The sequence below is a fragment of the Clostridium cavendishii DSM 21758 genome (assembly GCF_900141845.1).
GTDB classification, from domain to species: domain Bacteria; phylum Bacillota; class Clostridia; order Clostridiales; family Clostridiaceae; genus Clostridium_AG; species Clostridium_AG cavendishii.
Window position 1 is genome coordinate 16,314 of sequence record NZ_FQZB01000015.1, and the last position, 12,746, is coordinate 29,059.

Sequence of the window (12,746 nt, forward strand, 5' to 3'; positions counted from 1 at the left end):
ACTTCATTATTAATTCTTTCCTAAAGTGAAAAATAATATACTAAAAACTTAAAAGTCTTAAGGAGAATTTTATGCAATCAAAAGAATCTATGTATAAGGCAAATTTAAAAAAGCCGAAAGGGCCTATATTTAAGGCAAATGTATATTTTTTAATTATAATACTAATTCAAGTATTCGGTGGGCAATTATTAGGTCCTATTTTAAAAAAAACAGGTTTTAATAATGGTATAAACCTTAGTATAGCGCATTTTATATTTTTTATAATACCTGCGATAATTTATATAATTGTCACTAAACAATCTGCTAAGAAAGTATTTAGATTTAATAAACCAAGAATACAAGATATATTATGGGCGTTTTTAATAGGATTAATAGCACAACCTGTTATGGTATTTTTTGCAGTATTATCTTCATTTTTCTTTAAAAATGATATAGCACAGTTTATGCAAAGCTTAGACGCATTACCATACTGGATGATGCTTCTTATAATGGCGGTCACTCCAGCTATAACAGAGGAAATAACAATTAGGGGTATAGTATTATCAGGATATAATCAAAAAAATAAGCATATAGCAGCAATAATGTCTGGAATATTATTCGGAATATTCCACTTAAATGCACAGCAGTTTTTATATGCAACTGCTCTAGGAATATTGTTTGGGTATATGGTTAGAGTGACTAATAGTATATTTGTAACTATGGTAACCCATTTTACAGTAAATGGATTGCAAGTAAGTATGCAAAAATTTTTAGTGCCTGTTATACAAAAAGTTTCACCAGAAAAAGTTGATGCTACAAAGGAATTAACTTTCAATATGAAGATAGCAGCTCTAAGTAGTTATGGTGTATTAGCTATTATATTTGGGACTTTATTAGTACTTATAATTATGAAGATGGAAAAAGAGAATAGAAAAATAGGTATTATTCAACCAAATGAAACTAAAGTTTCAAGAGGAGAATATGAGGCTTCGTTTAATGATGGAATTATTGAACTTAATGGAAATGAAAATTCATATTTAGAGTATGAGAATGAAAAAATATTAAATATACCATTAGTTTTAATAATAATAGTGTACATTATTATTATGGTTTTACTAAAATAAAAAAGTTCAAGTAACTTTACAATAAGTTACTTGAACTTTTTTTTATAAATAATATTAAAATGTAAATATTATTTAGGTTTATTATTAATAATACTATTATAAAACTAATGATAGGAGAATACTTATGAAGAACTTAAAGAACTATATTTTAGGAAAACCATTAAAATCATCAGATATACATCATGAAAAATTTAGTGTTTTTAGGGGCTTACCAGTCTTGTCATCAGATGCAATATCATCAGTAGCATATGCTTGTGAAGAAATATTGTGGGTTTTTGTACCTGTTTTAGGTATTGCATCATTTACATATTTATCTTGGGTTACATTATCAATAATAGGCTTATTAGCTATATTGATATTTTCGTATAGGCAAACAATCGATAGTTATCCTAAAGGTGGAGGGTCGTATATAGTTTCTAGGGAAAATCTAGGCGAGATACCTAGTTTAGTAGCTGGAGCATCTCTTACTATAGACTATATACTTACTGTTGCTGTTAGTACTACAGCTGGAGTTGCAGCTATAACTTCAGCTTTTGAGTTTTTGCTACCTTATAAGGTTGAAATAACTCTTTTTATAATATTAATAATAGCTATTGGAAATTTAAGAGGGATAAGTGAATCTGCAAAATTGTTTAGTTTTCCAACATATATTTTTATATTAAGCTCTGTAATTATGATAGTTTTTGGGTTAATTAAATATTTTGTATATGGTGTTGAACCTATTTCTAATCCTAATATTCCTAGACAGGTTCACGATTTAACAATTTTATTATTTCTAAAGGGTTTCTCAGCAGGATGTACAGCATTAACAGGTGTTGAAGCTATAAGTGATGGTGTAGCAAATTTTAAAGAACCTGCTACTAAAAATGCAAAGAGAGTTTTATATTTACTATTTATTATAGTAATAGTAATGTTTTCTGGTATATCATATTTAGCAACAATATATACTGCCGTTCCAACTTTGGATAGGACAGTAATATCTCAAATAGCCAGTCAAGTTTTTGGTGATAATAGTATAATGTTTTATATAATGCAATTTGCAACTACCTTAATACTTACTATGGCAGCAAATACAGCATATTCAGATTTTCCACTGTTATTATCATTCATAGCAAGAGATGGATATGCTCCAAGACAATTTGCAAAAAGAGGAGATAGATTAAGTTATTCTAATGGAATAATATTCTTGTCAGTAGCAGCAGGAATTTTAGTAGGTGTATTTAAAGGTGAAAATCATTATTTATTACCACTTTATGCGGTAGGTGTTTTTATTTCCTTTACATTATCCCAAAGTGGTATGGTCATGAGATGGTACAAAACAAAAGGAAAAGGTTGGAAACATAAAGCTTTTATAAATGGTGTAGGTGCGATTATAACATTTATTACAGCTATAATAATAGCTATAAATAAATTTATGCATGGAGCATGGCTTGTATTAGTTTTAGTACCATTAGCTATTATAGTAATGAAAAGAGTTAATAGACATTATAAACGAGTAGCGGCTCAATTGAGTTTAGAAAATAATTATTTTCCTAAATTTAGTGAAAGTCAGGCTAAAAGGTTTATAATACCTGTTGCATCTTTAAATGAATCTGTTGTTAAAACTATAAATTATGCAAAGTGCTTATCAAATGACATAACAGCATTTCATATTTCAGTGGATGATGCTGAAACAGAGAAATTAAAAATGAAGTGGAAAAAATACAGTATAGATATCCCTTTAGTAGTAAAAAAACATGAGTATAGAGAAGTTGTCAATCCATTAGTAAAATATGTTACGTCTGATGAATTTACAGGAGGCAATAAAGATGATATGATTACTGTAGTTATTCCTCAATTTATAACAAAGAAATGGTGGGGGAATATACTTCACAATCAAACAGCTTTATTTTTAAAGAGAATATTACTTCAACATAGAAATATAGCAGTAATATCAGTACCATTTATTATAGAAAAATATGAAGATTGAAATAAGGTGTTGCATATGCAACACCTTATTTATGTTAAGCTAAATTTTCTTTAAAGAATATACTATAAATTATATTTTCAATTACTGCAAAGGCTGCAGATGTAATAAGATATATACCTATTGCAATAGGTGTTTTTATAGTGAAAAGAATAGAAATAACAATAGTCACTATAACATTTGATTTTGATATAGGTTGTATTGTTGAATTCTTAATTACTTTTAAATAAGAAATTAAATTAGGCATACACATAAGTGAAGAATACACTAATGGAATGATATGGTAATTATCGGCTAGCTTTAGGCTTGTTACCCAAGGGATTATGGATGTACTTGCTTCTATAGGAAGCTTTAAAACCACATTATATAAAGTCATTATTATAGGTAACTGAATAAAGGTAATCATACAGCCAAACATATGCTTTTTATTACTATCATAATGTTTTTGCAATTCCATTTCTAACTTCTTCTTGTTATTTTTAAAAGTCTTTTTTAATTCCTCCACTTTTAAAGACAATTCTTGTTGCTTTTTAAGAGAAGATTTCTGCTTTAATGAAAATGGCATTAAAATAAGTTTTACAATTACAGTTAATAAAACTATAGCCATTCCCCAATCTCCTGTTAAATCAAATAAATATCTAAGTATATCATTGAAAATATTGAATATGATGTTCATAATTACACTCCTTTTTAATAATTTTTGAAATTAGGAAACATCATATTAATTAAAAGTGGACAGTAAATCTCCAAACTTGGAGTTTCTCATAAGAGATATAATCCTCTTTTTTTATAAGGGTTGAGAAGTTTAATGCTCTCTTACTTAAAACTTTAATAACTAAACTAGAATAATTATTATATAATGCTTTTCTATTAGAATTAATAGAATACTTTACATAATAAATTATACTAAATAAGAAGGTAGAAATAAGAAACAATTGAAACAATGTTAATGAATCAAATTGCATCTGAAAAATCTCCTTTCATATTATTGTTAATATTATATAATAAAAATAATGAGTTAATCACGAAAAATCAATATAAATTGAAATAAATAAAATAGTTTTACATAAAAGAGGCGGTGATATATTAAATGAAAATTGATAGATTGATTTCTATAATAATGATTTTAAGTAATAGAAAAAGGGTAAGTGCAAAGGAGCTAGCTGAAAAATTTGAGGTTTCTGTTAAAACAATACAAAGGGATATTGATGCTATAAATATGGCTGGAATACCTATTGTAGCTTATAAGGGTTATGATGGTGGATATGAGATAATGGAAAATTATAAGATAAATAAGAGTGTTGTTAATGAAAAAGAGCATTCTATGGTATTTAATCTATTAGAAGGCTTAAGTAAGGTCTATGAAGATAAGACTATAGAGAATTTAAAGGAAAAATTTAAGTGTGCAAATTCTTCTATGAATTTAATAGAAGAGGGAAATATAGTTTTTGATTTTTCTTCTTGGGGGAATGCAGATAATACAAGAGAAAAATTAAATATAATAAGTGAAGCTTTAAAGTTAAGAAAAACTATAGAATTCACATATATTACTTTTGATGGGAATAGTACAAAAAGGGAACTAGAACCTTTGAAAATTATATTTAAAGGGCTTAATTTTTATATTTGTGGTTTTTGTAGATTAAGAGAGGACATAAGATTATTTAAGCTTACAAGAATAAAGGGATTAAATAGATTAGATAATGATTTTGTACCTAGGATTGTAGATATAAATGAGTTTTTTAAACCTAGGGAGGATAATCTAATAACTTTAAAGTTAAAATTTAATAAGAGTGCTTTAAATAAACTTGATGATTACTTTGATGCTTATGTTATTGAGTTTAATGAAAAAGGAGATGCAATAGTTGAAGTTGAATATCCCGAGAATAGTTGGATTTACAGCATGTTATTAAGCTTTGGTTCAGATATTGAGGTAATTGAGCCAATTCATATCAGAGAGATTATAAGAAAAAATGCCGAAAAAATAATTAAATTATACAAATAGGACATATAGATGTCTTATTTGTACTCTTAAAATTTAGATATAAAGTTTTAGGAGGAATGAATATGAGTGAAAAGCTTGATTTAAAAAAGCAATTAAAGGATTTGTATGGAGTAAAACAAGGTGAGTTTAAGGCTGTAAAATTGCCAAAGATAAAGTATATAGCTATAGATGGGAAAGGTAATCCAAATGAGTCAAAAGACTACAAACTATGTTTAGAAGCACTTTACAAAATAGCATATAGTATAAAATTCACTTTTAAAAATAGAGATTTAGATTTTGTTGTACCTAGTTTAAGTGGATTATGGTATATGGAGAATAATGAATTCTTTAATGAAGAAAATAAAGATAAGTGGCAATGGACTATGATGGTTGCTATGCCTGATTATGTACAAAAAGAGGATTTTGAAGAGGCAAAGAAGGCTACAATTAATAAACACGATAATTCAAGGCTTAAAGATATAAAATTCATAGAATATGATGAAGGGCTGGTTATGGCAACTTTATATGTGGGATCATATTCGGAAGAAAGAGAAACTTTAGAAAAGATGTATGGCTTAATAGAAGAAAAAGGGTACAAGTTTAATGGAAAACATCATGAAATATACTTAAGTGACCCAAGAAGAGTAGAAGAAAGTAGACTAAAAACTATATTGATACAGCCAATAATATAATAATAGAGTATTTTTAAAATCAGAAATAGGTGATAAATTTTCATTTAATGTTGAATTTCAAAAATATTTTAAAAATAATACAAGGAAAAAAATTTGCTTAATTTTCAATAAATAAAACTTAATATTACTGTACACAATATTAAAGTAAAAACAAATAAAACCTAAAGGAAGTTCCTTTAGGTTTTATTTGTAAAGAACTTAAGAGAAGAGGTGCCTAATGAAACGATTAGTTTATGCAATTATAGCTCTAATTTTAACTAACAATATATGCGGTGCAACACCAATGGAGGCTAAAGAAGAAACTAACAATAATGCTGCTTATGAAATTACGATGAAACAAGACATTTTAGTATTTATGATGGCTTATCCAGAGTATGTTGTTAATGCTCAAAAGGGTGAAGGTGGGAAGGTTTATTTAATTATGAAGTCAGGGAAAAAGATACTTTATGACGACATGAAAAAAAAATCTCAGGATGAAAAATTCTATAATGCTGACTTACAAGATGTATTAGAACAGGTGTATCCATTAAATCATGATGGTGGACTAATGGATATAAATTATGATCCAGGTAGAGTTAGAAATTATCAACTTTTAAATGAGGTTTATGGGTATTCTAATGAAGGTATAAGTAAAAATTTAGTTAATGTAAGTGGCGGTGGAGGAAATCATAGATTTAATAAAAATAATGGAGCAGCGGATAGCCTAAAAAAAGCTTTAAAGGAGTTAGCAGCAAAAGATGTTCAAAAAAGTACAGCTCAAGGAGATTATTTGTTTCCTATAAATGGAACATTCAATTATAGACAAATATCTGGTACAGGGTTATTAAGTCCTCATGCTTATGGTATAGCTTTAGATTTAAGTAGTAACAGTAAGGATTATTGGAAATGGGCAAATAGACAAGAAGGCGAAAAAAGAATGAAAGCCTATCCAAAAGCAACAGTTAATATTTTTGAAAATAATAATTTTGTATGGGGTGGAAAATGGGGACATTTTGATATATTACATTTTGAATATAGACCAGAAATAATAATTAAAGCTAAATATTTTGGAGATAATAAGGAGCGAAAAGTCTGGTATGAGGGTGTTCCAATAGATGAAAATATAAAAGGATACATTAATAACATAGAAAATTCACTGAAATAGATTAGAAAAAGAGGTGAGGCTAGTGAAAAAACATATAACCTTTAGATTATTATGTACTTTACTGATATTTGTGTTTTTAACCCAAGGAATAAATGTTTATTCAGAAACATCAGAGAATAAGGATTCTATTGAAGGTAAAGAAGAGGTTGCCAAGGTTGTTGAAGATATTTATGTAAAGAGAAATAAAGCTATAATAAGTGGAGAAGAGGGGCTTATAAAAGAGCATTACAACCTAAAAACTAAAAATGGTCAATGGGCTTTTGAATATGAAAAAAAGAAAATGGATTATATACACAATTGGGAACAAAAACAAGGTGTAAAATTTACAGAAATAAATCCCAAAGTTATAGTAAAGTCAGTTAAAAATAAAGGTAAAACTTATTCTGTATATTTGCTTTGTTCAACTGAATATAAATATTCTTATGAAAATGAACCAGAAGTAATAAATAAATCTAGAATAGGTACATATCATATATTGCAATTACAAGAGGAAGATGATAATAAGTTTATAATAATAAAAGAATGGTATAAAGATCCTTTTGGAGATTCTTTAAACTTAGAAAAACTTAAGGTAGATTCAATAAAGCAACACATATTAGAACAAAATCCAAGAGATTTTTCTAATATAAATGAAAGAAGACTTGGTACCAAACAATATGCAGAAATGTATTGTGGTGCTGCGACTGAAGAACAGTATGAATTTAAATATAATAAAAAGTATAGAGATTATAATCCAGAAGGCGGAGATTGTGCAAATTTTGCATCTCAAACATTACATGAAGGTGGTAAATTTAGAAAGAATGGTGCATGGAATCCAGATGGTGCAGGTTCATGGCTTAATGCAGATAAATTTAAAAATTATTGGGTTGGTAGTGGTAGAGCATCGGTTATAGCCCATGGGAGTTATGAAAAAGTATATAAAGCATCTTACAAGTTATTACCAGGAGATTTTGTAGCTTATGAGAAAAAGGGAGATATAAATCATATATCTATGGTGACAGGAGCAGATTCAAAGGGATATACATTAGTAACTTGTCATAATAGTGATAGAAATAATGTTCCATGGGATTTAGGGTGGAATGACAAGAATATAAAATTTTGGCTAGTGAGGGTTCATTTTTAGTTTTAGGAATGTATTAAAATTTGCAAACCGATTTTGGTATACCAAAATCGGTTTTTTGTTTTTTATATAAAAACCAAAGTTAAATAAATATACAAATAAGTATTAAAAGAATATCAGACAGTATAGTGCTTATTTATTATATTTTATTTTTAATTATATATAGTAATACAAGTACTTTAGAATATTATAAAGTTATATCAATGCTTTAGATTATTAGAAATAAATTTAACATTAATTAATGATATGGAATAGATTAATAGTAGAGTAAATTACAAAAAGGAGATATTTATGAAGGGTAAGATACTTAATTATTATGCAGGAGGAAATACTGCAAGAGGTTTTGTAAGCTTTTATTCATCAATATTACAAAATGTGAATAATGTGTATGTATTAAATGGATATGGGGATAGATTTAGTACTAAAGTATTAAAAATAATAGGAAATGAATATTTGGCTAAAGGGTATGATATTGAAGTAATAAATAGTACAGTTGACATTGAAGCCCTTGAAGGGATAGTTATTCCAGAGAAAAGTGTTGCTGTGGTGGTAGAGAAGGGAATTCACGGAGAGAATTTAGCTTCAGCACATCCAAATGTAAAATATATAGATTTAAAAGGAGCTTTTGATTTAAAGGCAATAAACGCGAAGCATTCTGTTGTTACAGAAAAAACTAATAAAATATTAGCTAAATTTAAAGAAGCCCATAATTGCTTTGATATAGCTCTTAAGATTCATGATGAATGGGAAAAAATATATATTTCCAATATGGATTTTTCAAAGGCAAACACTTTAACAAATGAAATAATTGATATGTTATTAGGAAATGCACCAAATAAGTTATCAAAGAGTAATTGTGTTGTAGATAAATATTTAGGTGGTTCAACATCTATAGGGTCTCATGATTATGTTCCTAATATTACAGATGGATTGAAGAGGTACTTTATAAAGGGTAGACCTGGTACAGGTAAGTCTACAATTTTAAAGAAAATAGGTAAAAGAGCATTTGAAAAGGGGTATGATGTTGAGATTTATCATTGTGGTTTTGATCCATATAGTCTTGATATGATTATAGTTAGAGAATTAAAATTTGCTATATTTGATAGCACAGCTCCACATGAATATTTTCCAAGTGAACCATCAGACGAAGTAATAGATGTATATGAAAAACTTATTGTAGCTGGGACAGATGAGAAATATGAGGTTGAATTAAATGATATTGTAAAGAGATATAAAGAACAAGTTGGATATGGGGTGAAGAAATTAGAGGATGCAAAAATATTGAAGGATGAGATTGAAGATATTTATGAAAATGCTTTTAATGAAGTCAAAGGAGACAAAATAATAAAACAAATTAAAGACATATTATAAGTTTAATAATTTTGCAATAAGTTTAAAAATTTTCTCAAAAAGAGTGTGGTAATTTTATTTTAGCACTCTTTTTAATTTGTATATAATAATTAATATATTTTGTAATAATATTATATACAAATTAAAAATAATGAAAAATTAAGTATAAGTTTATCATATAAATTTAAATTTCCTAAATAAAATTTTAATTTTAGGATAACCTACAGTTGTGACTAAAATGTACAACAGGAGGTAACAGATGAAAAAACATATTATTAAGATTTTAGTAGGAATTACTATATCTACATCTTTGATTTCAATAGGAAATGGAGCATTTGTTAATGCAGATATAAAAGGTGATAATTGGTATATTCAATGTGCTAGTGATAGTACTGAAACAAAGATACCTAAACTTTTAAGTGGTAAGCAACTTTCAGCAAATCAGTTAGAGATAACATATGATAAAGATGTAGATCCAGCTTTAGCAACTAAAGCTAGTAATTATTGGATTCAGAGTACAAAACAGGATAAACCAGAAGGTATAGCTACTTTAGGAAAAGATGAAAAAGTAAGTGATAAGAATTCACTAACAGATAAAATGGTTAAGATAGTACCTAAAGATGGTTCATCAAAAACCTTTATATTAACATTCAAAGATAAAATAAAAACTGGTCAAGAATATAAATTAATAATTTGTTATGTCACAGTTAAAGGTGCTCCGCCTTATAAAGGAGATAATGGAAAAGCGTTATTTGTTGGAAAATACTAAAATAAATGATAAAAAATTAAGCAGACTTATAATCTGCTTAATTTTTTATAATATTATTAAAGTTCAAAAGTATTTTCTATAACTCCAGGAAGAAGGGTATATATAGATTTACCTATCATTTTTTCAAAATATTCTTTAAGCTTAAACGTAGCCTTCCATTTTTCAAGAGCATATTTATGAATACCATGTCTTAAAGCAACATCCATAAGCCTTTTTTCAATAAGGCAAAAACCACTTGGAAGAGCTAGGGCGTCACAAAGCTGTATTAGTTTATCATAATCATCATATTTTGTTGATTTTAAGAAGTCTTCAACAAATTTATATTCTTCAGTAGAACAATCCCAAACACCAAATGCTTCATCAATTAATTTAAGTGGATGAGAATGTGTTAGACAGATTTGAGCTAATAAGGGGTATCCCTTGGACATAGCAAAATTATATCCATCTATACTGTGTCTCATACTTGTAACGCCGAAGCGCCTACCTATATCATGAAGTAGACCTAAAATATAAGCCGTTTCGGGGTTAAGGGTTGGACAATTACTAGCTATTAACTTAGATGCTTCAGCAGTATAAATAGAATGTTGAATCCAATCTCCTGGGTTAAGATTTTCAGCTTCACGTAGTAAGTTCTCAGCTTCATTTAAAGTTGGAACACAAAAACCTATCATAATTTAAACTCCTTTTTACGTTCTTTTATACCATCAATTAAACAAAAAATTGATACAATAAAGCCACATATGAAAGAACCAAGAAGCACAAAAAATATAGGATCATTTATATTGGTAATTGCTAAATAAGCTATTATAGTTAAAAGAATCAAAAAGTATATTGAGAGTTTTAGATAAGAATTTTTCATTATAATCACCTACCCTTAATGATTAAACATATTGAATTAATAAAATTAAATATATTATATACTTATATTATAATACAAATTTTAGAAAATATGAATATGTTTACAAGAAGGATTGAAATTATAAAAAGCTATTATCTAAATTAATTAAATAATAGCTTAAATGCTCTTATAATTTTGTGACTATGAGAGAGATTTATTTTTTCAAAAAAGGATGAGCTATTTTATATAAGGTGATGTTATCATTTATAGATTTTGCAGTAAGTTTAATATCTTTATCAGAAAATTTATTACTAGTATCTTCTTTAACATTTCTATTAACCCAGCTAGTAGCTTTATCACCATTTGCCTTAGATAAATACCAACAAGCCATATTTATACTAACATCTGTTTTAGCTATATCTTTAGGTTCAAAGTTTTTTAATCCCATTTCATTAGCCCATTTTACAGCAACAAATTCTCTAACTTGAATAATACCGTTCTTATCTTGTGAATCATAGTTAGTTATTTCTTTAAATCTACTTTCGTTATTTATAACACTTGCAACTAAGTAAGGATCGACATTATATTGAGTTGAATACTTTTTTATTGAATCTTCAAATTTTAAAGGGCAAATTACTTTGTTAAGTAAAACGTAACCTCCAGCAATTACAACTATTAAAGAACCGCTTAATATTTTAACTGATTTTTTCATGATTAATTCCTCCAAAAAAAATAATTTTTAAATCTTATGAGATAATTATAATTTACTAAAGAGTAATCAACCATTGAACAAGCTTACGAAATGAAATTTAAACTTACAATTTTGAAAGGTATTATGTTTCATAAAAATATAAATAAATTTATAAATTAAAAAGAAATCCTATTAAAAGTCATATTGTAGGATTTCATTTTTATAGTTAAAAAGCAAGGCTTTTAATTTATATATAGCTCTAATATTTATATTTGATGAATTACAGGAATTAAATCATCATTGGTAAAAGTGTTACATTCTATAAAATCACTAAACTTTAAAGGATCGGATGCTTTTTGAATTCTTGTAGCAGTGAAGAGAAAGACATCATTTGGAATTTTGTCAAATATTATTTCATAAATAGGATATGGTTTTGGTAATTTGATTAGTTTTCTATCTTTAGAATTTGTGAATATATTATTATAGTGAAATCCTCCAGTATTGCCTCTTACATCTTTAATAAATATATCTATATATATTGAAGCTTTATTATCATTTTTTATAATAATAATCAAACTATTAGCAGCATGATGTGCAAATACGGGGTATGTGGTTAGTTTAACTATTGATGTAATACTATCATTTGAGTTGTTATCTAATGAATCAGCTTTATTAATTTGGGCATTAGAATTTACATTAAGTGAAATAGTATCATCTGAATTCTCAGTGTTTTTAACCATAGCTTGAGAAGTCTTTATATCATTAATGGAGATAAGCTCATTATAAAGATTAGTATTGGTAGTTATTTCATTCGTAACAATGTAGTTAGAAGATACAAGCTTATTATTGTCATAGGTTGCATATGAATAATATCCATTCGTTGAATTTTGGATAATAATATGACCATTTTTATCATGAAGGTAATTAGAATAGTCATTACCACTTGCATAACAATTTATTACTTCACCATTTGGTTGAACAATAGTTTGTGGTACATTTGTTAATATCATAAGATTCCCTCCATTTAAAGTTTATTTTTTTCTAAGGTTTTGATAAGTATATAATTATGTTATGTAATATACATAATTTTTG

The 12,746-nt window shown here is 27.1% G+C and carries 12 protein-coding genes and 1 pseudogene; 9 read left to right on the top strand and 4 right to left on the bottom strand.

The annotated features are described in order from the left end of the window. Window positions 1-71: 71 nt before the first annotated feature. A complete protein-coding gene (locus BUB01_RS16955; protein WP_084108934.1) occupies window positions 72-1,103 on the top strand; it encodes a CPBP family intramembrane glutamic endopeptidase in 1,032 nt (343 codons plus the stop codon). Window positions 1,104-1,227: 124 nt separating this feature from the next. After that, window positions 1,228-3,072, top strand: coding sequence for an APC family permease (locus BUB01_RS16960; protein WP_072990804.1), 1,845 nt, complete (start codon window positions 1,228-1,230; stop codon window positions 3,070-3,072). A gap of 34 nt (window positions 3,073-3,106) precedes the next feature. Here the strand turns inward: BUB01_RS16960 and yidC are convergent, their stop codons facing one another. Further along, complete coding sequence (yidC, locus tag BUB01_RS16965) at window positions 3,107-3,745, bottom strand: membrane protein insertase YidC (protein WP_072990806.1); 639 nt, start codon at window positions 3,743-3,745, stop codon at window positions 3,107-3,109. 414 nt (window positions 3,746-4,159) lie between these two features. Between yidC and BUB01_RS16975 the strand changes: the two genes are divergently transcribed. From BUB01_RS16975 to BUB01_RS17000, 7 genes and pseudogenes are all read left to right on the top strand, one after another. Continuing rightward, window positions 4,160-5,071: a helix-turn-helix transcriptional regulator gene (locus BUB01_RS16975; RefSeq protein WP_072990811.1), complete on the top strand. Its 912-nt coding sequence runs from the start codon at window positions 4,160-4,162 to the stop codon at window positions 5,069-5,071. Window positions 5,072-5,133: 62 nt separating this feature from the next. Beyond that, window positions 5,134-5,742, top strand: coding sequence for a GyrI-like domain-containing protein (locus BUB01_RS16980; RefSeq protein ID WP_072990814.1), 609 nt, complete (start codon window positions 5,134-5,136; stop codon window positions 5,740-5,742). Window positions 5,743-5,752: 10 nt separating this feature from the next. After that, a pseudogene (locus BUB01_RS24005) lies at window positions 5,753-5,857 on the top strand (hypothetical protein); the annotation flags it as partial. Window positions 5,858-5,959: 102 nt separating this feature from the next. Then, window positions 5,960-6,886, top strand: a complete 927-nt coding sequence (locus BUB01_RS16985) for a M15 family metallopeptidase (RefSeq protein ID WP_072990818.1) — start codon at window positions 5,960-5,962, stop codon at window positions 6,884-6,886. A gap of 13 nt (window positions 6,887-6,899) precedes the next feature. Next, on the top strand, window positions 6,900-8,009 hold the full coding sequence (locus BUB01_RS16990; RefSeq protein ID WP_072990820.1) for an amidase domain-containing protein: 1,110 nt from the start codon (window positions 6,900-6,902) through the stop codon (window positions 8,007-8,009). A 288-nt stretch (window positions 8,010-8,297) separates the two neighbouring features. Further along, window positions 8,298-9,377 (top strand): hypothetical protein, encoded by a 1,080-nt coding sequence (locus tag BUB01_RS16995; RefSeq protein WP_072990823.1) that lies wholly within the window; start codon window positions 8,298-8,300, stop codon window positions 9,375-9,377. A gap of 238 nt (window positions 9,378-9,615) precedes the next feature. Next, window positions 9,616-10,125 carry a hypothetical protein gene (locus tag BUB01_RS17000; protein ID WP_072990825.1) on the top strand — a complete coding sequence of 170 codons (510 nt, stop codon included), beginning with the start codon at window positions 9,616-9,618 and terminating at the stop codon, window positions 10,123-10,125. A 56-nt stretch (window positions 10,126-10,181) separates the two neighbouring features. Here the strand turns inward: BUB01_RS17000 and BUB01_RS17005 are convergent, their stop codons facing one another. The 3 genes from BUB01_RS17005 to BUB01_RS17020 form a co-directional block, all read right to left on the bottom strand. After that, the gene (locus BUB01_RS17005) at window positions 10,182-10,796 is read right to left on the bottom strand and encodes an HD domain-containing protein (RefSeq protein ID WP_072990828.1); all 615 of its coding nucleotides are present in this window, start codon (window positions 10,794-10,796) and stop codon (window positions 10,182-10,184) included. Between the two features lie 381 nt (window positions 10,797-11,177). Beyond that, window positions 11,178-11,675 (bottom strand): transglycosylase SLT domain-containing protein, encoded by a 498-nt coding sequence (locus BUB01_RS17015; RefSeq protein ID WP_072990834.1) that lies wholly within the window; start codon window positions 11,673-11,675, stop codon window positions 11,178-11,180. Window positions 11,676-11,920: 245 nt separating this feature from the next. Beyond that, window positions 11,921-12,664, bottom strand: coding sequence for a hypothetical protein (locus BUB01_RS17020; protein ID WP_072990837.1), 744 nt, complete (start codon window positions 12,662-12,664; stop codon window positions 11,921-11,923). Between the last annotated feature and the right edge of the window lie 82 nt (window positions 12,665-12,746).